This is a genomic window from Thermostichus sp. OS-CIW-33, assembly GCF_054059615.1.
The window spans coordinates 109984-131477 of sequence record NZ_JBSSCH010000007.1 but is presented as its reverse complement, the minus strand read 5'-3'; the positions used below and the strand labels follow the sequence as shown (position 1 = coordinate 131477).

Annotated in this window: 15 protein-coding genes; 9 read left to right on the top strand and 6 right to left on the bottom strand. The window is 60.8% G+C overall.

From position 1 onward, the window contains the following. Nucleotides 1-144: 144 nt before the first annotated feature. Together ACVWZG_RS07305 and ACVWZG_RS07300 are read left to right on the top strand one after the other, a co-directional pair. Entirely contained in the window at nucleotides 145-348 is a 204-nt protein-coding gene (locus tag ACVWZG_RS07305) for a phycobilisome linker polypeptide (RefSeq protein ID WP_011433055.1), read from the top strand. A 133-nt stretch (nucleotides 349-481) separates the two neighbouring features. Further along, nucleotides 482-1510: an ABC transporter ATP-binding protein gene (locus ACVWZG_RS07300; RefSeq protein ID WP_457406102.1), complete on the top strand. Its 1029-nt coding sequence runs from the start codon at nucleotides 482-484 to the stop codon at nucleotides 1508-1510. A 130-nt stretch (nucleotides 1511-1640) separates the two neighbouring features. Here ACVWZG_RS07300 and ACVWZG_RS07295 read toward each other — a convergent pair whose 3' ends face one another. After that, complete coding sequence (locus ACVWZG_RS07295) at nucleotides 1641-3281, bottom strand: 2-isopropylmalate synthase (RefSeq protein WP_414416403.1); 1641 nt, start codon at nucleotides 3279-3281, stop codon at nucleotides 1641-1643. A 59-nt stretch (nucleotides 3282-3340) separates the two neighbouring features. Then, a complete protein-coding gene (locus ACVWZG_RS07290; protein ID WP_457406104.1) occupies nucleotides 3341-4243 on the bottom strand; it encodes an arylamine N-acetyltransferase family protein in 903 nt (300 codons plus the stop codon). Between the two features lie 258 nt (nucleotides 4244-4501). Here ACVWZG_RS07290 and ACVWZG_RS07285 point away from each other — a divergent pair, with 258 nt between their 5' ends. From ACVWZG_RS07285 to ACVWZG_RS07275, 3 genes are all read left to right on the top strand, one after another. Further along, nucleotides 4502-4783 (top strand): MoaD/ThiS family protein, encoded by a 282-nt coding sequence (locus tag ACVWZG_RS07285; RefSeq protein ID WP_414357275.1) that lies wholly within the window; start codon nucleotides 4502-4504, stop codon nucleotides 4781-4783. A gap of 59 nt (nucleotides 4784-4842) precedes the next feature. Then, a complete protein-coding gene (locus tag ACVWZG_RS07280; protein WP_011433060.1) occupies nucleotides 4843-6981 on the top strand; it encodes a polyribonucleotide nucleotidyltransferase in 2139 nt (712 codons plus the stop codon). A gap of 175 nt (nucleotides 6982-7156) precedes the next feature. Beyond that, complete coding sequence (locus ACVWZG_RS07275; RefSeq protein ID WP_457406106.1) at nucleotides 7157-9343, top strand: CHASE2 domain-containing protein; 2187 nt, start codon at nucleotides 7157-7159, stop codon at nucleotides 9341-9343. A 340-nt stretch (nucleotides 9344-9683) separates the two neighbouring features. On the opposite strand, the gene ACVWZG_RS07270 is transcribed toward ACVWZG_RS07275, so the two are convergent. Beyond that, nucleotides 9684-9905 carry a high light inducible protein gene (locus tag ACVWZG_RS07270; protein ID WP_011433062.1) on the bottom strand — a complete coding sequence of 74 codons (222 nt, stop codon included), beginning with the start codon at nucleotides 9903-9905 and terminating at the stop codon, nucleotides 9684-9686. A 199-nt stretch (nucleotides 9906-10104) separates the two neighbouring features. Here ACVWZG_RS07270 and ACVWZG_RS07265 point away from each other — a divergent pair, with 199 nt between their 5' ends. After that, the gene (locus ACVWZG_RS07265) at nucleotides 10105-10587 is read left to right on the top strand and encodes a pyridoxamine 5'-phosphate oxidase family protein (protein ID WP_414406518.1); all 483 of its coding nucleotides are present in this window, start codon (nucleotides 10105-10107) and stop codon (nucleotides 10585-10587) included. Nucleotides 10588-10654: 67 nt separating this feature from the next. On the opposite strand, the gene ACVWZG_RS07260 is transcribed toward ACVWZG_RS07265, so the two are convergent. Continuing rightward, nucleotides 10655-11593: an alpha/beta fold hydrolase gene (locus tag ACVWZG_RS07260; protein ID WP_457395052.1), complete on the bottom strand. Its 939-nt coding sequence runs from the start codon at nucleotides 11591-11593 to the stop codon at nucleotides 10655-10657. A gap of 268 nt (nucleotides 11594-11861) precedes the next feature. Here ACVWZG_RS07260 and ACVWZG_RS07255 point away from each other — a divergent pair, with 268 nt between their 5' ends. The 3 genes from ACVWZG_RS07255 to ACVWZG_RS07245 all read left to right on the top strand — a co-directional run bounded on the left by ACVWZG_RS07255 (nucleotide 11862) and on the right by ACVWZG_RS07245 (nucleotide 18203). Beyond that, on the top strand, nucleotides 11862-14183 hold the full coding sequence (locus ACVWZG_RS07255; RefSeq protein ID WP_457406108.1) for a spermidine synthase: 2322 nt from the start codon (nucleotides 11862-11864) through the stop codon (nucleotides 14181-14183). A gap of 188 nt (nucleotides 14184-14371) precedes the next feature. Further along, nucleotides 14372-14947: an NADPH-dependent FMN reductase gene (locus tag ACVWZG_RS07250; RefSeq protein ID WP_457406220.1), complete on the top strand. Its 576-nt coding sequence runs from the start codon at nucleotides 14372-14374 to the stop codon at nucleotides 14945-14947. A 355-nt stretch (nucleotides 14948-15302) separates the two neighbouring features. Further along, the gene (locus tag ACVWZG_RS07245) at nucleotides 15303-18203 is read left to right on the top strand and encodes a GAF domain-containing protein (RefSeq protein ID WP_457406111.1); all 2901 of its coding nucleotides are present in this window, start codon (nucleotides 15303-15305) and stop codon (nucleotides 18201-18203) included. A gap of 24 nt (nucleotides 18204-18227) precedes the next feature. Here ACVWZG_RS07245 and ACVWZG_RS07240 read toward each other — a convergent pair whose 3' ends face one another. Next, nucleotides 18228-19211, bottom strand: coding sequence for an energy-coupling factor transporter transmembrane component T family protein (locus ACVWZG_RS07240; protein ID WP_457406113.1), 984 nt, complete (start codon nucleotides 19209-19211; stop codon nucleotides 18228-18230). 115 nt (nucleotides 19212-19326) lie between these two features. Next, nucleotides 19327-21405: an SH3 domain-containing protein gene (locus tag ACVWZG_RS07235; protein WP_414419224.1), complete on the bottom strand. Its 2079-nt coding sequence runs from the start codon at nucleotides 21403-21405 to the stop codon at nucleotides 19327-19329. Nucleotides 21406-21494 lie beyond the last annotated feature (89 nt).

The window sequence follows — 21494 nt, the reverse complement described above, 5'->3', positions numbered from 1 at the left end:
GGAGGTGCATTCTTCAACGAGCACGGCGGGCGATTTGCCACAGGGATCTGGTGTGCTAGCTGAAGTACGCGAGCTTTCTGGGGTGAGTCGCCTGTTTTGCTGGTCAAGATAGCCCATTTTGTTGTTGAGCGGGGATCCCATATCATGCGCATGTTCAAGATCACGGCCTGTGTGCCCAGCCAAACCCGAATTCGCACCCAGCGGGAGCTGCAAAATACCTACTTCACCAAGCTGGTGCCCTATGAGAACTGGTTTCGGGAACAGCAGCGCATCCAGAAATCGGGTGGCCGCATCCTGAAGGTGGAGCTGGCCACGGGTAAGCCTGGGATGGACGTAGGACTGCTGTAGTTCCCCTATTCGTTCGTTGCTTTCCCTCGGATACTGAGAAATAGCCCTCTGCAGATCCGGTATGCCCAGCTCTGGAAGCTCTGTTCTTGGGGTTGGGGTAGCGGATCTGGCCGTTTTGTAGGGGTGGGGGTAGATGTTGCCTGATGTGCCGACCCGGTTGGAGCCAATCATCGCTGCCCACAACCTGAGCAAGGTTTACCCGGTGGCCGTCAAGGATCCCGGAGTGGTTGGCACCCTGCGCCACTTTTTTCGCCGCACCTATCGCCACATCCCGGCAGTGCAGTCCGTGAGCTTTCAAGTTCAGCCGGGGGAGATGGTGGGATTTTTGGGGCCCAACGGGGCGGGCAAGACCACTACCCTCAAGATGTTGACTGGTTTGATCTATCCGTCCGGCGGCACGGTGCAAGTGGTGGGTCATGTGCCTTACCGCCGGGAGCCGGCGTTTTTGCGGCAGATCACCCTGGTGATGGGGCAGAAGCAGCAGCTCATCTGGGATCTGCCGGCAATGGACTCTTTGCGCATCAACGCTGCCGTTTACGAGATCCCTGAGAAGGAGTTTCGGGAGCGGGTGAGGGAGCTGGCGGAGCTGCTCGACCTAGAAAGCAAGCTGAAGCAACCAGTGCGCAAGCTTTCCTTGGGGGAGCGGATGAAGGCGGAGCTGTTGGCGGCTCTGTTGCACCGCCCGCAGATCTTGTTTTTGGACGAGCCCACCTTGGGGTTGGATGTCAACGCCCAGGCCGGCGTGCGGCAATTTCTGCGGGATTACAACCGCCGCTATGGAGCAACGGTGCTGTTGACCAGCCATTACATGGCCGATATTACTGCGCTGTGCCAACGGGTGCTGGTCATCAACGCGGGGCAGCTCATGTACGATGGCGACCTCGAGGCATTGCTGGAGCGCTTTGCCCCCTACCGAGAGGTGAGGTTGAAATTGGCTCGCCCTTGCCCTGTTGCCCAACTGCAGCTCTATGGAGAGGTGCGCACGGACGGGGATCCGGGCAGCTGTGAGGCGCGGCTGTGGGTGCAGCGGGAGCAGCTCACCCAAACGGTGGCCAAGCTCTTGGCAGAGCTGGATGTGCTGGATCTAACGGTAACCGACCCGCCCATCGAGGAAGTGATCGGGCGGGTGTTTGCGGATGGGATCCCTTCGGCCAGCCCATAGGGTCATTTGCAACAGGGTTAGGTTGAGCGTGGGCTCCCTTCTTCCCCAAGAGGAGAGGGGCTGGGGGTGAGGGTCAGCAGCGAAGGATCCCAGCTTTGTTGGAAACGACTGGGATTCCCTAACCCTTCCCTCAGATCTTCTGGGCAGCAGCCTCGCGCTGGTCAGCCGTCGAGCGTGCCGCGTGCAGCGCAGAGTAGAGCTTGTTGAGGGCATTCATGTAGGCTTGGGCCGAAGCGACGATGATGTCGGTGTTGGCGGCATGGCCGGAAAAGATGCGGTCTTCGTGGCGCAGGCGGATGGTGACTTCCCCAATGGCGTCGATGCCGGCAGTAACCGATTGGACGGAAAACTCGATCAGCTTGTTGGGGATATTGACGATGCGGTTGATGGCCTTGTACACCGCATCCACCGGGCCTGTGCCCACGGCAGCGTCCACCCGCTCTTCTCCTTCCGGGGTTACCAGCCGCACCGTGGCGGTGGGAGCTTCCCGATTGCCACACACCACTTGCACATGCTCCAGGCGATAGAGCTCCGGCACCGGGCGAGTTTCGTCGTTAACAATCGCTTCCAGATCCAGGTCGGAGATTTCTTTTTTCTTGTCAGCCAGCTCTTTGAAGCGCAAGAAGGCCTTGTTCAGATCCTGCTCCGACAGCTCGAACCCCAGTTCTTTGAGGCGGGTGCGAAAGGCGTTGCGGCCCGAGTGCTTGCCCAACACCAAGGTGCTCGATTGCAGGCCGATGGTCTGGGCATCCATGATCTCATAGGTCTGGCGGTTCTTCAACATGCCGTCCTGGTGGATGCCAGATTCGTGGGCAAAGGCGTTGGAGCCGACGATAGCCTTGTTGGGCTGCACCAACATGCCAGTGAGGTTGGAGACGAGGCGCGAGGTGCGATAGATCTCCTGAGTTTTGATGTGGGTGAGGGGCTTCTCGGAGTCCACCGGCAGGCCGAAGTAGGGGTTGAAGTAGCTGCGCCGCACGTGCAGGGCCATCACCAACTCTTCCAGGGCTGTGTTGCCGGCCCGCTCACCAATGCCGTTGACCGTCACTTCCACCTGACGTGCGCCCTGCTTGATCGCTTCCAAGAAGTTGGCCACCGAGACGCCCAGATCGTCGTGGCCGTGCACAGAAAGGATCGCTTGCTTGATGTTGGGCACGTTCTCGCGGATGCCCTTGATCAGTTGGCCGAACTCCTCCGGCATGACGTAGCCGACGGTATCGGGGATGTTGATGGTTTTGGCCCCCGCCCGAATGGCCGCCTCAATCACCTGGTATAGGAACTCGGGATCGGAGCGGGTGGCGTCCATCATGGAGAACTCCACATCGTCCACGAAGGACTTGGCGTAGGCCACCATCTCCTCGGCAATTTGCAGCACTTCGGCGCGGGTTTTGCGCAACTGATACTTCAGGTGAATGTCGGAGGTGGAGATGAAGGTGTGGATGCGGGGCTTGGCAGCAGGCTTCAGGGCGGCGGCGGCGGCCTCAATGTCCGGCTTTAGGGCACGGGCCAGGCTGCAAATCACAGGGCCATCGGGGGTTCCCACCTGCTCGGCCACCTTCTGCACGGCCTCAAAGTCACCGGGGCTGGCATAGGCAAATCCCGCTTCGATGATATCGACGCCCAGCCGGGCCAACTGCCGGGCAATGGCCAGCTTTTCTTCGGTGTTGAGGGTGGCGCCGGGGCACTGCTCCCCGTCTCGCAGGGTGGTGTCGAAAATGAGTACGTGATCCAAAGCTTGGCCATCAAACGCAGCGACCGCGGCAGCATCCATAACGGTTACTGGGATAACGAAACATTGCCTTACTATTTTGACATTAACTGGCAGGGGTTCTAACCTGGCTCGGGGGAGATTGGGGTGGGCTCTGTTAAATTGCCATTTGGCTTGTTTTCCCTGCGTTCCTCGGCGGCAGAAGGAGATGGAGAAAGGTGGATCCCGAAGGCGCAGGCGAGCAGTTGTTCATACTCTTTCTCATCCCTGAGAGGGCGTTCCCAGCGGCCTTCTGGGGTGGTCTCGATCCACTTAAAAGAGCCATTGGCGCGGGCGGTGAGGGTGACCCGTCCGGTCGGAGTGGCCAGGGTGCAAAGGCGCAGCCGGGTAAACATCGATTCTGGCGAAGTTTGGTGAAAGTGGCACATGGGCTCGAACTCCTGCAGGGAGCGTGGGATCCGATCCAGAAGAAATAGAGTTTTCCAGGTGCGATCCGGCTGTTCCTGCTGAATGAGCCAATAACGGCAAGCAGTGGGATCCCCTGGCCAAGGGGTGAGGCGGTAGCGTCCTTCAGCCTGGGCTTGAATCCCGGGATCCCCCAGCCGCAGCGGTTCGCGAAAGGCATCCCCATACCCCACATCTGCCAGCCAGGCTGTATCGCCAATGTTCACCTGCACAGCCAAGTGGTCGCACTCAGGCCCAAAGCGGACATCGAACTCCGACCGGCTCACCTGTCCTGAGAGTAGGTGTACCGAAAACCCCATCCCCTGCAGGGCAGCGGCCAGCAGGCTGTTCAGCTCGAAGCAAAACCCACCCCGCCGCTCCCGGACAATCTTGTGAAACAGGGGATCCCGCTCCAGGCGAATGGCACGACCCCGATGAATGTCCAGATTTTCAAACGGCACCCGCAGCAGGTGGGCTAGGTGGATCTGGCGGAGGGTTTGCAGGGTGGGCTGGGTGGGGCCAACGTAGCCAATCCGATCCAAGTAGGCCCTGATTTGGGAGGGGGTCAGTGGCTCTAGCATCAGCACAGAAGCCGGTTGGCTGCAAACTGCAAAGCAAGCTTTTGACCTACCCTAGCCTTGCCACGAATCCCCGGCCAGAGCCAGAAGAACAGTTCACTGGAATCTGAAAGACGGCATCTTTTCCCCGGAGCCGATTTTTCTGTGGCTGTAGGGATCCCTGATGGCCAGGATATGGGCAGAGGATTCTGGTGGACAAACCGGCCAAAGATTGCCCAATATTGTCCACAAGACCGTCCAAAGCAGGTGGGAGCGCTACCGATGGCTGCTGCCCAAAATTTGCCCTCCGATGAGCTTTTTCCCATCACGCTGAAGCTCTTTGCCGTCTATCAAGAAGTAATCGGACAAACCGAGATGCGCCTGCAGGTGAGCCCTGGTACCACCGTCGGGCAACTGTGCGATCAACTGATCCAGCGCTACCCCAGCTTGGCTCCTTGGCGCTCCCAAACGCGCTTCGGTCTCAACCTCAATTTTGTAGCTGCCGACACTCCCCTATCGGCGGGAGACGAAGTCGTTCTGATCCCTCCGGTCAGCGGGGGCTGAAAAGGCACAGAAGGAGAATGCTACGATAGCGGCAAGAAAAAAAGAAGGCGAAGCGTTACATGGCAGAATACACTCGGTCAATTTCCTTTTATGGGCGGGAAATTGACATCAATATTGGGCTGATGGCCCCCCAGGCAGGGTGTGGGGTTTGGCTGACTTCGGGCGAAACCTCGATTTTGGTTACCGCCACACGGCAGCCAGGCCGGCCTGGCGTTGATTTTATGCCCTTGTTGGTCGATTACGAAGAGCGCCTCTACGCAGCGGGGCGGATCCCAGGGGGATATCTGCGGCGAGAAGGCCGGCCACCGGAACGGGCCACTTTGATCTCTCGCTTAATAGACCGACCCATTCGTCCGTTGTTCCCGGAATGGCTGCGGGATGATGTGCAGGTGGTGGCCACCACCCTCTCGGTGGACGATACGGTGCCGCCCGATGTGTTGTGTATTTTGGGAGCCTCGTTAGCCATTCACGGCGCTCGCATCCCCTTCAATGGCCCCGTGGCGGCGGTGCGGGTGGGCTTGGTCAAGGATGAATTTATCCTCAACCCCACCTATGCCGAAATTGAGGCGGGCGATCTGGATCTGGTGGTGGCCGGCTGTGCCGATGGCGTGATCATGGTGGAAGCCGGGGCCAACCAACTGCCGGAAAAGGATGTGGTGGAGGCCATCGAGTTTGGTTTCGAGGCCATCCAGGAGCTGCTCAAAGCTCAACAGCAAGTCCTGGCGGATCTCAACATCACCCCGGTAGAGCTGCCCCCTCCCCCCAAAAACGAGGAGCTGATTGCCTTTGTAGAAGAGCAGGCTCAGGAGGGCATTCGCTCCATTCTCAGGCAGTTTTTGGACAAGACCAGCCGGGAACAGCAACTGGAGGAGCTCAAGGCCAAGCTGGAGGCCCAAATCCAGGAACGGCCAGAGGGGGATCCCTTGCGGCTCTATCTTCTGGAAAACCCCAAAGAGTTGGACAACCAGTTCAAGGCTCTGCTCAAGAAGCTGATGCGCCAGCAAATCCTGCAAGAGGGGGTGCGGGTGGATGGGCGCAAGCTGGACGAGGTGCGACCGGTCTCTTGCCGGGTGGGTTTGATCCCAAGGGTTCACGGCAGTGCCTTGTTCAATCGCGGCCTCACCCAAGTCCTTTCCATCACTACCCTCGGCACCCCCGGCGATGCCCAGGAGCTGGACGACTTGCACCCGGTGGATGAGAAGCGCTACATGCACCACTACAATTTTCCGGGCTTTTCAGTGGGAGAAACGCGGCCTTCACGCTCCCCGGGGCGGCGGGAGATCGGTCATGGGGCGCTGGCGGAGCGGGCCTTGGTGCCGGTGCTGCCCAAGGAAGAGGAGTTTCCCTACGTGGTGAGGGTGGTGTCGGAAGTGCTCTCCTCCAACGGCTCCACCTCGATGGGATCCGTCTGTGGCTCCACTCTTTCCCTAATGGATGCTGGGGTGCCGATCAAAGCGCCGGTCAGCGGGGTGGCCATGGGCCTTATTAAGGAGGGGGATGAGGTGCGCATCCTCACCGACATCCAGGGGATCGAGGACTTTCTGGGCGACATGGACTTCAAGGTGGCCGGTACGCGGGCGGGGATCACCGCTCTGCAAATGGACATGAAAATCACCGGCATCACCGTTGACGTGGTGGAACAGGCCATCCGGCAAGCCAAGGCCGGACGCGAGTTCATCCTCGACAAGATGCTGGAGACCATTGCCGCGCCTCGACCCCAGTTGGCCAAAACGGCTCCCCGTCTGCTCACGTTCAAGGTGGATCCGGAGGACATCGGCAAGATCATCGGCCCCGGTGGCAAGACCGTGCGCGGCATCACCGAAGCGACAGGGGCCAAGGTGGACATCAGCGACGACGGCACAATCACCGTGTCTTCCTCGGTGGGCGGCCAGGCGGAGGCGGCGCGGGCGATGATCGAAAATCTGGTGCGGCGGGTGGAAGAGGGGCAGGTGTATTTGGGCAAGGTGACCCGCATCATCCCCATCGGCGCTTTTGTGGAGTTTTTGCCCGGCAAAGAGGGCATGATCCACATTTCGCAACTGGCGGAGTACCGCGTCGGCAGGGTGGAAGACGAGGTGGCTGTGGAAGATGAGGTGGTGGTCAAGGTGCGCAGCATCGATCACAAAGGCCGTATCAACCTCACTCGCCTCGGCATTAGCCCTGAGGAAGCAGCGCGGGTGCGCAACCATCACCACTGAGGCTGCGGTTTTCCCCCAGCAACGGGGGGGCCAGGGATCCCCTCGACAGCCGCCGGCAGCGGCCAAAATGGCAGAGAAAACTCCATCGCGACAGCGGTGCGGAGCGCTTTTTAGCTGGCTCGCGTCTGCACTGCCGTTCGTGTGGTCGCGTCAGCGGTGCAAAGCCCTTTGCAATATGCCGGATCCCGTCCCTCCCTTTCTCGTTGGCCAAGGCTATACTTCTCCAGCTCGACTGTCCCCCTCCCGGCGGCGGCTGGGCTGGGCGTTGGCTTGGGGCTTGGGTTGGGCTGCTCTGCTTAACCTTTCTGCTCAGCATCCTTTGTTGGTGCGGATGGAGAGCGACGCCCAGGAGTGGCTGTACGCTTGGCGTGGCCCTCAGCAGCCTTCTCCCGAGGTGGTGATCGTCGGCATTGATGGTCGTATAGGACTCGATCGCGACAGCGGTGCGGAGCACGTTCCCGCTAACGGGAACAGCGGACAGGGGGAAAGCAATGGCCGCACCAGTGGTGCAGAGCACCTTGGCCAACATCAAGTTGACTTCCTTCTGGAACGGGCCAACTACGCCGGCCTGACGTTGCGTCTACTGGAAGAAGCTGAGGCCAGGGTGGTGGTGCTAAACCTGCCCAGCAGCTTTGTGGTACCTCAAAACCTGGGCAACGAGAACTTAGATGCCCCTCTGCGTCAGGTGGTACAGCGCTACCCAGATCGCTTGGTCCTGGCCACCCGCAGCAGCGAGAGCTTTGGCCGCTCCGAGATTAACATCTACAACCATTTTCTGCCCTTCTCTTCTCTGCGGCTGGAGTACCTGGTGCCGCCAGAGCATGTGCAGGGGGTGGTGCAATATCGGGTGGATAGGGCCGGGATCCTGCGCCAGGCCCAGCTGCGGGGGCTCTACCTGCGCCGCGACAGCCAAGAGGAGCAGATGTTCGCCTCGGTCGAGGCTCTGGCTTTTGCCAAATACGACCCGGAGCGGGCCAGCCGCTGGTTTCGCGAGCGGGGGTTGCAGCCGATCCAATTCAACCCCCTCGGATCCCAGCACGGGATCCCTATCATCCCCATCGAACGGGTTTGCCCTCCAGCTGTTCTCCAGGCAGGATCCGGGTCTGTTGCCCCGATGATCAACCCCAGCCAAGCCTGCCGCGGCCAAGAAGGGATCCCTCCCCTCGATCCCGAAGTTGCCGACCAATTGCGGGACAAAATTGTCCTGGTGGGTTTTGTGGGCGGCTACCCCGAAACCTTCCCAGTGCGGACTGCGGATGGATCCCAGATTGCGGCGGTGGAGCTGCAGGCGCAAATCCTCTCCAGCCTGCTCACCGGAGAGGTCTACCAATCTGTGCCAGAGGGGGTGGCGGCTGCGGTGGTTTTGCTGCTGGGAGTGGGAACGGGACTGCTTTTGGTGCTTTATCGTCCCCCCCTACGTTCGCGTCAGCGGTGCGGAGCACTTTTGAGCCCTTGGGGCTGGAAGCAACAGCAGTTTCTCCTGCGGCCTGTGGTGGGGCTTGCCGTTTACGAAGGGTGGGCTGTGGCCCAGTTTCTACTGGGGCGTTGGGTTTGGCCTCTCGTCTTGCCGGCCCTGGCCAGTGGGCTAACGGGGGTGAGCCTGCTGCTCACTTTGGTCATTGTGGAGAATCAAGAACGGCTCTTGGCCCAGCAACAGGAACTGGAGCGCCTGCGCCGAGCCGAACAGGAGGCAGCTATCGACCAAGCCCGCAAGTTGCTCTACCGAGTAGCCACCGACATTCACGATCGGGAGCTGCAGGAGTTGAAGGTGGTGATGGACGACTTGGAGAGCTTGCAATGGCAGCAGCAGCAAGGCAGGTCGCCCGACCCCGCCGTCTACGATCACCTGCTCGAGCAACTGGAGAGGATCGGACGCGGGATCCGGAATCAGCTCAACGATGTGCGCACTCTAGCTGCCAAGCTGCGCATCTCCCCCAGCTTACGAGAAGGGCTGCATCGAGGCATCGAGATCTATCTGGATGAACTGATCCAATCGGGCAGCCTAACGCTATCTGTAGAGCGGCAACTGCAACCGCTGCAGGAGCCCAACACCGGTGAGTGGTTTGATCAGCGAGAAGACATCTTGCGCTTTTTGCGGGAGGCCATCGGCAATGTCATCGCCCATGTACAACCCCCCAAAGGCAATGCTTCCTTTGTCAAGGTGTCGCTGGCCCAAACGGAGCGCCACTGCTGCCTTTCCGTGGTCAACGATGGTATCGAGTACGCTCCCGGCCTCAGCGGCGGCTACGGCAGCAAGGCCATGAACACCATCGCCCGCTATCTACCCAAGGGATCCTGGCATCGCACCCGCACCCCAGAAGGCCATACCCATGTCGAGCTGCACTGGGAGATGCCGCTCTGAAAGACCTACACAGCACTGAACAGAACAGATTTTTGCTCAGCGCTGTTGCTTTCTTCCTGCTTCAGCAACCCTTGACTAGCGGTAGGTTTTAGACCTACCACCCCGCCAGAGGAGTCTCCACAGGCGTTAGTTCCCCCAGAGCTTGGGGTACATTTCAAACGGTAGCTGGGGTCTAGAAACATAAACCTAACCACCCGCTCTCTGCACACTCGCACAACTGCCTAGCGCTTGCACATCAGGTTGTAGAGAACTGTGCAGCAAAGTGAGGACTCGGTCCCACTATCGCGAACAGTCAATCGGCGATTAGAGACAGCCCTCTTCCTAGGAAGCGTTCTTTGGCTTATCGGCCCAGGGACTGCAGCCAGCCAATCAGGGTGGTACCAGACAGAGCTTCAAACAGGATCAGGGCAACAAAGCCGATCATTGCCAAGCGCCCGTTCAAGCGCTCTGCATAGTCGGTGAAGCCCACGCGGGGGGTGCTATCCACATACATTTCTGGCTCAATGGCGTAGTTGTTCAGCCGACCGCCTTCTTCGACGACGACGGAGCGATATCGGGTCATAGGGTTCTCCTTGTGCTTTCTTCACCAGCGTAGCTCGCTTTGCATGGGATTGTAAAGTTTTATTTACAACGTTGTTGACGCCCAATGTTCCGAGCTGCCGGGCAGAGTTCAACCAGGCCAGGAACAGCCTGTAAGCAGGGTTGTGGCTCTTGTCTCAGTACAGGGGAGCTGATAATAGCAAGGGGACTGGAGGACAACTATGTCGGCGCTGGAGCGGTTAAATACGCTGCTGGATGGCCAGCCGGTGGCCAGCTTGGCGGTGCTGGAGCAGGGATCCCCGGCGGTGTCGTTGGTGCCTTTTGTGGTGCAGCGGGATCCCTTGCGCTTTGCCATTGTCATCAGCGATCTTTCTGGCCACACCCAGGCTTTGCGGGCAGATCCCCGGGCCGCGCTACTCATCCACGAGCCGCCCACCCCAGGGGATCCCCGCAGTAACCACGCCCTGCCGCGGGTGATGGTGAGCGGAGAAGCCCAGTTTCTCAGCCGCGAGGAGGCGCAGGCGCAGGGGTTTGAAGCCCTCTACCGCGCCAAGTACGAGATTGCCGAGATGATCCTAAGTTTGGCGGATTTTCACTTCTGTCAGATCGTCCCCAAAACTGGTAGCTTCATCCAGGGGTTTGGCCAGGCATTCCGGCTGAGCGGCCCCAACCTGGATCAACTGGAGCACCTTGGTCGGGCGTAGATTATGAGAATTCCAAGGGCAGCCCGCGCCATCCTTGAGCCCAGGGAAGCTCTTGCTGCGCCGCTTCCTAGCTCCCCTCTTCTGGGGGGAGAGAATGGAGTCCTTTCTCAGGTTTTCGGGTGGGATCCCGGATCCAGTCCAACAGCAGCGGGTTGACCAGCTCGGGGGCTTCATCCTGGGGGCAATGGCCAACCCCTGGCAACGGGATGAACCCCACCACGCAAGGAAACTCTGCCAGGGCCCGCCCCAGAGCAATGGGTTCCCAGGGATCCGCTTCCCCCCACAAGATCAAGACGGGACAGGTGAGCTGAGGCAAGAGATCTTCAGCCAAAGGCCCCTGAGAATAGCGCACAAAGGCCAAAAAGACCTCTGCCGCCCCCGGCTCCAAAGCGGGTTTGAGCAAAAGCTGGATCAGCTCCTCGGTAACCGCTTCTTTGCGCCCGTAGGCTTGGAGGAGGATATTGCGAATGGCCCTAGCCTGGGCCACCTGAGCAAAGAAGAAACGACCAAAGGGGGGCCACCCCAGCAGGGATTGCAGCAAAGGGGTAAACTGGCGGCGCAGCCAGGAGACCTGGCCCCGTTTCCGCTCGTGCAATAGCCGCAGCGAGGGATCCAACATCGCTACCCCTAAAACCTGGGCCGGATCCAGAACCGCCGCCTGCAAAGCCACGATGCCCCCAATCGAGTTGCCCACCAGGTAGGCCGGCTGGCCCATCACCTCCCGCACAAAATCGGCCACCAGGGATCCCCAGGTCTCGAAGGTGTAGGGCAAAGGGGATCCCGGCAGAGGCTTGGCGGATCCCCCAAACCCCAACAAATCAATCGCATACACCTGACAGTGCTGCCCCAGCTCCGGCAAATTTTTCCGCCAATGGTCGCTGCTGGCCCCAAAGCCATGGATGAGCAACACGGCTGGGCCTGTGGATCCCGACTGTTGGTAGCGAATGGGCTGGTCACGCCAGAGCCAGCGATGCTCTGTGTTCGCGTTGGCGCTGCATGGCAACATGGGGGTGCAGTGTAGGTTTGAGTCAGCGTTGCGATCCTAACCGTTCGCGACAGCGGGACAAAGTCCTTGTGATCGGGGCAACTGAGAGTACTGGCGGAGGGTGGCCCCCTTCCACCCGTTGGCGCACTTGAATCGAGGAACAAGGATCGGCCTTCCTCTGAGTTGGGTGATCCCAAGGGGCACCACCAAGCGGCTACAACATCCCATCTCAAGCTTCCGGGAGAAAGTGGGGAATACTGGCAGTTGAGGGTTTTGCGGTGGGTCGGCTTTGGTTTGGCTAGTTGGCCTCAGCTTGTTTGGTAGCGCTTTTTGCCTCTTCTGGGGACAGTTGTTGGTGGGCAAGTTGCTGTTGCCGCTGTGGGGGGGATCCCCCCTGGTGTGGAATACCTGCCTGGCCTTTTTTCAGGCCACCCTGCTGCTGGGCTACCTGTGGGCAGACCGGCTGGGGCGCGGGCTCAATCCCAGGATGGGGGTGCTAATCCACGGGATCTTGCTGCTGGTCGGGCTGAGGCTTCTGCCCTTTCAGCTGGGGATCCCCGGCCAACCGGAAGGATGGTGGCCCCCTCTCGCTCTGTTGGCAGACTTGACTTTGGGAGCTGGGGTGCCGCTGTTTCTCCTGTCGGCGACGACGCCGTTGCTGCAACGGGGGTTGGCGGCAAGAGGGGTCGCGGGGCAACGGGAGGCTTTGGATCCCTATTTTCTCTATGTGGCCAGCAATGCCGGCAGCTTGGGCGGGCTGCTGGGGTACCCGCTGTTGTTGGAGCCTCGTCTGTCTTTGGCTTGGCAAACTCTCCTGTGGACGGGATCCTACGCGCTGGTGGCAGCCCTGGTGCTGCTAAGCGGGGTGGGTCTGCTGCTCAGTCGCAACAGCGTTGCGGAGCAACAAGAACGTGGGGCGGATTCCCAGGGATCCGGCGCTGCTCCGGGGGATTTGACTGTTTCCTGGCGAGAGCGTTGGCGCTGGGCGGGGCTGGCTTTTTTGCCGGCGGGCCTGTTGGTGGCGGTCACCACTTTGTTGACCACCGACGTGGCGGCGGTGCCCCTGTTGTGGGCCATCCCCCTGGGGATCTATCTGCTGACATTCATGCTGGCTTTCGGGGGGATCCACCCAAATAAGGGGGTTTTGGGAACGACAGCTCTTCTGGCCTGCGGGGCGGTGGGGACACAGGTCTTGGGCTGGGTGAGGCCGGGTTTTTTGCTTTTGCCGCTGCATCTGACCACCTTTGGGCTGGTGAGCTGGGGCTGCCACAGCCGGTTGGCTTGCCGTCGCCCGCCGGTGGAGCAGTTGACGCAGTTTTACCTGTGGCTGGCTTTGGGGGGGAGCTTAGGGGGAATGTTCTCTGCCCTCTTGGCACCGCAGGTGTTTGAGACAGTGCTGGAATATCCCCTGTTGCTGGGGATGTCGCTGGCCGTGCTGGGGGCGCAGGGGGGGCGGGTGGGCCTGTGGCTGGGGCTGGGGCTGCTCCTGCCTTTGCTGCTGTTGCACTTTCGACCGCAGGCGTTGCTGCAGGTGGGCGCTGGGGTGGGTTTGGCGTTGGGCTGGGCGGTGCTGGCGCTGTTGGTGTCAGGGGAGAGCCGTTCACAGCAGCAGAGCGGAGCCCCTGGCTGGCAGGCCAAGGTCGGTTGGGTGGGAGCAATGGCGGGGTTGGTTGTGCTGCTGGGGCAACCCTGGCTGCAGCCGGGACTGCAGGTGATCCACAGCGAGCGCAGCGCCTTCGGCCTCAACCGGATCGTGGAATACCAAACTGAGCAGGGATCCTTCCGCAGTCTTCTGCACGGCACCACTCTACACGGCAGCCAAAACTTGGATCCGGAAAAAGCGCTGGAGCCGCTGACCTATTTCGCTCGGCCTGGGCCCGTTGGGCAGGTGTTTGCGGCGTTCAGAGCCCAGACTGTGGATCCCACGCCCGCCATTGCGGTGTTGGGGCTGGGGATCGGCACGTTGGCCGCCTATGCCGAGCCAGGGGATGAGTGGACGTTTTTCGAGTTGGATCCCACCGTGGCCGATTGGGCGGGGCGCTATTTTTCCTATCTCCGGTGGGCCCAGACGCGGGCGCGGGTGCAGGTCATCCTCGGTGATGCCCGGCTCAGCCTCAAGGGGATCCCAGAGGGCAGCTACGACCTGATGGTGATGGATGCCTTCAGCTCTGACGCGGTGCCGGTGCATTTGCTCACGCAAGAGGCTTTGGCCCTCTACCTCAGCAAGCTCAAGCCCCAGGGCTGGCTGCTGTTCAACATCACCAACCGCCACCTCGACTTGGCCCCGGTGTTGGCCGGCCTGGCCGGATCCCTGCAGCTTCACGCTTGGCACCAAGACCATCGGGATCTCTCCCCTGAGCAACGCCAGGCGGGGCTGGCCCCTTCCCACTGGGTGCTGTTATCGCCGCGCGACGCTTCGACGACCGCCTCAGCAGGGCGGAGCCCTTTGGCCCAAAACTCTGGAGTCCTGCAGGAACTGGATCCCTGGCAGCCCCTTTTGCCCCAGGCCGGGGATCCCGTCTGGCGGGATGACTTTTCCAACCTGCTGCAGGTGATCCGTTGGCCCCGGATCCCTTTGCTAAAGGGTATCCAGATCCCCAGTTTTGGATAGGAATCCGGCTGTTATCGCTTATGCAACGCTTCGGCGAATGCATTAGGGTTGGGGAGCAGAAAAGTTAAAGAAATCTTTACAACTCGAAGTTGGTATGAGTTATGATTGTTTGCAACGTAACTGATGTCTGCTCGGGAGTCCGGCCCATGTCTCCTCTACAAGCCCTCACTGGCAATCCTCAAACCACCATGGCTGAAACCTCTGCGGCTCGTTTCGTGGCAATCGGGGGCAGCTTGCGGCCCAATTCCCTGACGTACCAGGCGCTGGAGGTGGCGCGGCGCGAGTTTGAGAAGTTGGGGATCCCGTTGCACATCCTCGATCTGCGGCAGATGAAGTTGCCCTTTGTGGATGGCTCGGAATCCTATGCAGATTATCCCGATGTGGCGGTCTTACAAGCAACCATGAAGCGGGCGGATGGGATCATCCTAGCCAGCCCGGAGTACCACGGCGGCATCAGCGGCAGCCTGAAAAATGCACTGGATCTGTTGAGTTTTGAGCAACTGGAGGGTAAGGTCTTTGGGTTAATCAGCGTTTTGGGCGGCGAGAGCAACAGCAATACCCTGAACCAGATGCGCTTGATTGTGCGTTGGGTGCATGGCTGGGTGATCCCAGAGCAAATCGCCATCGGTCGGGCTTGGAGCGCTTTTGACGAGCAAGGCAATCTCAAAGACGAGAAGCTAAAACAGCGCTTTCAACACTTTGTCCAGAGCTTGGTGACCCATACTCACAAGCTGCGAGGGATCCCAGTGGTGAAGCCCTCCTGAAATTACAGTCATTCCAAACTAGATTGAGACACTCTCCAAGCGTTCCGCGACCAACCCCAGGGAAGTTAGGAAGCCATGAAGGACGGCTGCAGACAGACTACACTGGGGCTGGGTGAGAGATGAAAACCAAATCTTTCACTGCGTCGAGGATGGGGCGAACGCCCGACGTCGAGAATCCCTGCCCCTTGGGGCGGAGAGTATGCCAAAGTTGTTCCAAACAGCAACAAGTCCGGGCTCTCTTCTTCTCACCTGTTGCTCAGCGTTGCCCAGCAACAAATAAGGCTCAGATCCGACGGAGATCTGGCTGAGAGGGCATTGACTTGCAGAGGAACCCGCAGAATAGCTCCACACAGGTATGGTTCAGTCTGTTCCCCCTCATTCCGATAGAGCTGGGCCAATATCTCCCCTGGTGGCCCTGCAAGCAACCTTGCAGCAGATGCGGGAGCAGAGCGATGCCAACACCCTCGTTCAGCTCACGCTGGAGTATGTCAAGGCGGCGTTTGGGGCGCCGCTGATCTGGCTGGCCTTTTACAACTATCCAAATCACCAGTTGGTGGGTCAGGGGGGAGTGACCCTTCTTGAGGATCAAACCCTACTGCGGGCGGTGCATCCTCTACAGCCGGGGGAGATCCTGGAGCAGGTGGTGATCGAGCAGCGACCGATCAGCCTGCCTGACCTCTCTCAGGAACCGCGCATGGGCATTTGGCAGCGGGAGGCCAGGCGACTGGGCGGGATCCAGGGCTGTTTCATTTATCCCTTCTCGGCCTACGGCCCGCTGTCGCGAACGGCAGTAGGACGGCGGCGCTGCTTGGGGATCCTGATGCTGGGATCCCAAATGTGGGGGGTTACCACCCATGAGGACGAAAAGGCTCTCTTGGGAATTTTGCTGGGGCAGTTGGCAGCTTCTCTGCAAGAGTTGGAAAACGCTTGGCAACAGCAGACCGAAAAGCGCCTTGAGGATCCGCTCCTGAGGTTGGGAACGGCGATGCGCCAGGTGGGATCCCTGCAGGAACGGGTCAGCCTGGTGAGGCAGGAGTTACAGTCTTTTCTGGGCGCTGTCCACATTCAGGTGTATTGGCACGAGCGTAGCCAGGGTCAGTTCGTTCCCCACGGGAGCGTCCCCAAAGCTGTTCGCGACAGCGGGGCGGAGAAAGTCGGAGCAGGGCCGACAGGAGAGGTCAGCCTTTCGCTGCGGGAATTGGGGGACATGTACTACACCCTCGCCGATGGCCAGGTGGTGGTGGGCGGCACAGGGACGACTCGCTCTGAGGTTCCCCCCAAGCTGATGCAGCAGTTGCGGGCCCAGGCCGTTTTGGCGGCCCCGATTTTGCTGGAAAAGGATCTGCTGGGGTTCATCTGGGTGCAATCGGATGTGCCCCGTACCTGGCAAGCCGCTGAGCGACAGTTGGTAGCTGCTGCCGCCAATGGGTTGGCCTTGGCTGCCCCCCTAGAAAATCTGGATCGCCGCATTCGCCAGTTGGCCGATGACCAAGAGTTTGTGCAACAGGTGGGCCGCTCGCTTTACAACCCGGCGGAGCTGCAACAGGCTCTCCAGCAAGCCGTTGTCGGCCTGGCCCAGCGCCTGAAAGTCGGTGCAGTGGCCGTGTTGACGGTGGATCCCGACAGCCCCATCCCCCGCCTCTTCTACGAGTACCGCAGGGAAGGCAAGCAGACTTTGCCACAGCAGCTCAGCCCTCTGAGCGACCAGGACTGGCAGGATCTCATGCGCAGCGAGGTGGTCGTGGCAGAAAACTACGACCAAGATCTGCGCCTGCTCTCTTGGCGGCAGGAACTGGCAGGGGTTCGTTCCTTGATGCTGACCCACACCGGGGTCGGCGGTACCGCCACCACACCCGTGGAAGGGCTGCTCTTGGTGTTGCATCCCCAGCTACGGACCTGGAGCCGGGAAGAGCGGCAACTGCTGCGGGGGATTGCCCAACAGGTGGGGGTGATCCTGCGGCAAATTCGGTCAGAACAACGCCGGCAACGACAAGAGCAGTTGCTCAAGGGCCTGATCACCACTTGTTTAACCTTGCAAAACTCGGCCACCTTGTCAGATCTGTACACCACTACCACTCGACAGACGGCCCAATTGCTGGGGATCCCTCTGGCGCTCATGGTTAGTTGGCAGCCGGGGGAAAGCCGGGCTCAGCTCCAGGGGCCTTTTACTACCGCTGCCGGGACGGAGACCGGCCCCACCGAGATCGATCTGCAAGATCCCCTACTGGCCTACGCGCTGCAGTCGGCAGAACCTCTGCCGCTCACCCAGATCCCCCCTGCCAGCCGCACTTGGCTCAGTCGCGTCAGCGGTGCGGAGCACTTTGCTGCCGGCCTGGGATCCTGGCTGCTGGTCAACACTGTCCCAACGGAATCTCAGGCGGGAGCTTTGGGAGTTTTGATCTTGGGGGCAGAAGCGGGCAAGGTTTGGGATCCCGACGAGCGGGCGGCTGTGATGCTGATCGCCCAGACCTGCGGCTGGACGGTGCGGCGCTTGCTCTGGATGCAAACTTTGCAAGAGCAGCAGGAGGTGCTCAGGGAGTTGAACTGGTACAAACACCGCCGCCTGATGGACATGCAGAATGCCCTTCTGGACAGCCTGCGCCGCCTGGGTCAGGTGCCGGAGATTCCCGGAGACGAAGCCACCCGCTGGCAAAAGGTGGTGGAGATCGGCAGAGGGCTGCGGGATCTGACTGTCTCCACAGGGCCGTTGTTGCAGTCGGAAACTTGGCAGGTGCAGCCGCAGTCGCGGTCGGTGCCCTTGGCAACCTTGGTGCGCAAAAGCCTGCGCCGGGTGGAGGGCCTGACCCAAAAACGCAAGCTGTGGCCGCGGGCCCATGGGGACATGAGCATTGCCGTCCAGGGGGATCCCGAACGACTGGAGATGGTGCTCTGGGAGGTGTTGACAGCCGCTATTTTGCGCAGCCCGGAAGGGGGGCGGCTGGATCTGTGGAGCCAAGCCAGCGTTCGCGACAGCGGTGCGGAGCCCTTTGGCTATGCAGAGCTGCTGGTGGTGGATCAGGGCAGCTTCGACCCTCACCTGATGGCCGCCCTTCAGTTGGGGCCAGAGCAGGTGATCTACGCAGATCCTCTGCTCAAGTCGCCTCTATCGGTAAGTCCTGGTCTGGAACTCAGCCTGTGCCAACGGGTGGTGCAGCGGATGGGGGGCCAGCTCTCCTTTTACCTCTCTTCCGATGGGCGTTGTGTCTCTCGGCTGCTCCTGCCGATGGGCAGCGACGAGCCCCATCCCCCTGGGTAGGAAAAAGCTGTGTTGCCGGTCACCTTAGGGGGACAAGGTTCTGAGCAGCCAAAACAGGGGCAGTAGAGCCAGTAGGCCGCGATCCAGCCGCCGCAGTTGTAGGCGGTGCCAGCGCAGGGGATGGTCTGGGCCGGTCAGCCCACGGGCCTGCATTGCCATAGCCGTCTGTTCGGCACGCAGGAGCAAGTTTTCAAAAAAGCGCTCCACCAAGGCCAGCAGGGTTTGCATCCCGCCCCGGAAACTCAGGGATCCCCAGCGCACATCCCGAGTTCGCACCGCCCGCGCCAAGTTTTGCACCTCTTCCATCACCAAAGGCAGAAAGCGCAGCGCCAAGGTGAGGGTGAGAATTACTTCGGCAATCGGCCAGCTCCAACGCTTGAGAGGCTGCAACCATTGGCCGATCCCTTCGGCAATTTCTTCGGGGGCCGTGGTCAACAAAAACAAATGGGTGGCGTAGAGCAACGTAAAAATGAGGGTGCCCAGCCGCAGCGCCACCGATAGAGAACGGCGGGAGACCTGAAAGGTTCGTCCCAATAGGGAAAACTGAACCAGGCGGTAGCGGTAAGGGGTTTGCCAAGCACGGGTTTGCGCCCGCCAGGCACGGTCTGGGGATCCCTGTTCTACGGCCAAGTCGAAGTGCCCTGCACCGCTAACGGGAACAGCGGGGATCCCGGTCAGCCCATAGCCCACCACCTGCATATCCTGCCGTTGCGGTTGGGGAAAAACCCCCAATCCATCCGGCGCCAAGCTGGTGATCCCAAAGGTGAGCAGGCTCAGGGCCAGCACCAGGGAGAGTTGGCCCGACCAAACCCGGCGCGGCAGACGGGCCGCCACAGTTAGCAGCAGAAGAGCCACCACCACGGCCAAGCGCCAACCATTGCCGGCCAAAATGGGGCTGAGGAGAAAGCTGAGCAGCCAGGCCAGCTTAACCCGCGGATCCAGGCAATGTAGCCAGGTGCGAGGCTCTTCCAGATAAATCCCCAGCGGGGCATTGCGCAGAATATCCACAACAGTTGAGAAGGAAGCAGACTATACCCCTTAAAAGGGCGGGACCGAGAACTCCGTCCCCGTAGCGCGGTCGCAGCAGCGTTGCGGAGCAATAACAGCTGGCAGCAAGGGAGAGCTAGAGCCGTTCCACCAGACGGGTGGAGCCCGACTGGGCGGCGACCCATCCCCCGGGCGCGCCATCTCGCTCAATGCGCAGCCAGACGGGCACCTGTCCCTCCCCAGCCTGCACCTCCACCACCCGCAGCAGGGCTTGGCGTGGGGCTGTCCCGACAATGGCTCCCGTCAGGCTGGGTTGCTGGCGAATGTTGAGGCCATCGTTGGAGACCACCCGCACCTGTTGTACTCCTTGCCACTCCGCCAGAGGGCCGGTTAGCTCAGGCGGGGGAGTGAGTTCCGTCTGGCCGGGATTGTCGTTCGCGGAGGCGTCGCGTAGCGATATGTCAACCGGCGGCTGCTCAATTTGCACCTGGGGTTGCTCCAGCGGTGGTGCCGGCGGCGGCGTGAAGAGGCCCCGCAACATTTGCCAGATGACCAATAGGGAGAGGATGCCCACACCGACCACCCCGGCCATTCGCGCCAGCGGTGCGGAGCCCAAACGAACGCCAGCGGGAAAGGTAGGACGCTTACGGCCCCCCAAGCGGCTGCGGCGGTAACGCTCCACATCCTGCAAACCGATCGCGCCAGCGGACCTTAGGCTCTGGACTCCGTCCCCCTGAGGGGAACGGTCTTGGGCGCGTTCGCGACAGCGGTGCGGAGCACTAGAACTCTCATCCGCAAGAGCAGAGACGCCCGCCTTGGGGGTGCTCCGGTAGGAGGGCAAATCCGAGAGGCGCGGGGGTTCTGGCGGGGGCATCACTCCTCCCCGTTGCCAAGGGGTGGGGGGGCGCTGCAATTCTTGGGTTGGATTAGGGGGGCGCACGCCACCCACCACGGCAGGCAAATGAGGTGGGGGATGGGGGACTTGGGGAGAGAGCATCCCCGCCGGCGGATCCTCGCGGCTGGGCATTTCGTCCAGGTAAGCTTGCACTTGGGGGTTGTCGAAGTAGGCTTGCAACGTCGCTTGGGTGGCTTCCAGACCGCGAAATTCCGGGAACACCTCCTCCTGAAACCATTTTTCTGTGAAGCGGCACAGACCCGGCAGATGGTCGGGAGAACCGGCGGAGTGTTCTTCGATAAACTGCAAGGCCTCTACTTCTTGGGTGGAGCGCAGATGGGCGAGCGCGTCTTCGGTCTGCCCCAGCAACAGACTACAGATGGCCTGCTCCAGATGCACATCCTGCCGCTGCGCCAGACGAGCCAGGTAGCCGCGAGCACGCCGCACCAGAGCCGGGCGGTTTTCCAGATAACCTGCCGCCAGCAACACCTGCACGGCCAAGTAGGCGGCCACCATCGAGGGACGCTCAGCCTCCCGCTCGAACAACTCCTGCTGTTCTTTGAGGGTGAGGTGGCGACGTACCCGTTGGATAAAGCGCAGGAAATCTTCGGTGCTGAGGCCAGAGCCATCTTGCCCCATCCCCTCGATGCCGCCCCGTTCGTCCAGCATGGCTTTGAGGAGAGCCAGTCCCTGCTGTCGCTCCCCGTTCCCATCAGCGGTGTGTCTTCCAGCTTGGGCGGGAGCACTTTGGCTGAGGAGTTGCAAAATGCGATAGGGGCGCAGCTTGCCCAAATCAATGCGGATCTCCGCCTGCATCTGCGGAAAGGCCTGATACTCCTCCAGCTCCGCCAAGCCCGCCTGTAAAGAACGCGCCGCCTCCTCGTAGGATCCCTGTTGCCAGGCTTCTCGACCCAGTTCCAGACGAGCGATGGCCCGCGACAAAATGGCATCGGAACGAGCAGGGTGGCCCTGCTCCAACATCTGCTGAGCCAGATCCAACGCAGGCTGGTACTCTCCGGCTTCGCAATACAAGCACAGCACTCCCGGTAAGCGCGCCTCCTCCACCGCCAAGGTGGGATCCGCCGGCATAAGGTGTTCGTCGTAGTTTCGCCGCGCCTCAGGGTCGAGCAGTACGGAAGCCGCCTCTTGGATCAGTTGAGCGCGAGCTTCCACAGCCTGTGGCGAGAACCCCAGCAGCCAGGAGCGCTCGCCCGGCTTGAGATCGATCCGCTCCCGGTATGCCTGTTCAATCTGATGCTCATCTGCTCGTGCCGACAGCATCAAAACCCGATAGTAGTCGAGGGGCACTCGCACCGTCATGGTTTTTGTCCGCGCTCTCCTGTTCGTGCCAGCGGGACGGAGTCCTTGGACAACTTACCCGCATCGACTTAACTGTAGTCCTTTTCGTG

Coding starts and splice junctions, on each gene's coding strand:
- ACVWZG_RS07265 (WP_414406518.1), top strand. CDS start 10,105: ATGTCGGCGCTGGAGCGGTTAAATACGCTGCTGGATGGCCAGCCGGTG.
- ACVWZG_RS07305 (WP_011433055.1), top strand. CDS start 145: ATGCGCATGTTCAAGATCACGGCCTGTGTGCCCAGCCAAACCCGAATT.
- ACVWZG_RS07260 (WP_457395052.1), bottom strand. CDS start 11,593: ATGTTGCCATGCAGCGCCAACGCGAACACAGAGCATCGCTGGCTCTGG.
- ACVWZG_RS07250 (WP_457406220.1), top strand. CDS start 14,372: ATGGCTGAAACCTCTGCGGCTCGTTTCGTGGCAATCGGGGGCAGCTTG.
- ACVWZG_RS07235 (WP_414419224.1), bottom strand. CDS start 21,405: ATGACGGTGCGAGTGCCCCTCGACTACTATCGGGTTTTGATGCTGTCG.
- ACVWZG_RS07280 (WP_011433060.1), top strand. CDS start 4,843: ATGGCAGAATACACTCGGTCAATTTCCTTTTATGGGCGGGAAATTGAC.
- ACVWZG_RS07245 (WP_457406111.1), top strand. CDS start 15,303: ATGGTTCAGTCTGTTCCCCCTCATTCCGATAGAGCTGGGCCAATATCT.
- ACVWZG_RS07300 (WP_457406102.1), top strand. CDS start 482: ATGTTGCCTGATGTGCCGACCCGGTTGGAGCCAATCATCGCTGCCCAC.
- ACVWZG_RS07275 (WP_457406106.1), top strand. CDS start 7,157: ATGCCGGATCCCGTCCCTCCCTTTCTCGTTGGCCAAGGCTATACTTCT.
- ACVWZG_RS07290 (WP_457406104.1), bottom strand. CDS start 4,243: ATGCTAGAGCCACTGACCCCCTCCCAAATCAGGGCCTACTTGGATCGG.
- ACVWZG_RS07295 (WP_414416403.1), bottom strand. CDS start 3,281: ATGGATGCTGCCGCGGTCGCTGCGTTTGATGGCCAAGCTTTGGATCAC.
- ACVWZG_RS07285 (WP_414357275.1), top strand. CDS start 4,502: ATGGCTGCTGCCCAAAATTTGCCCTCCGATGAGCTTTTTCCCATCACG.
- ACVWZG_RS07270 (WP_011433062.1), bottom strand. CDS start 9,905: ATGACCCGATATCGCTCCGTCGTCGTCGAAGAAGGCGGTCGGCTGAAC.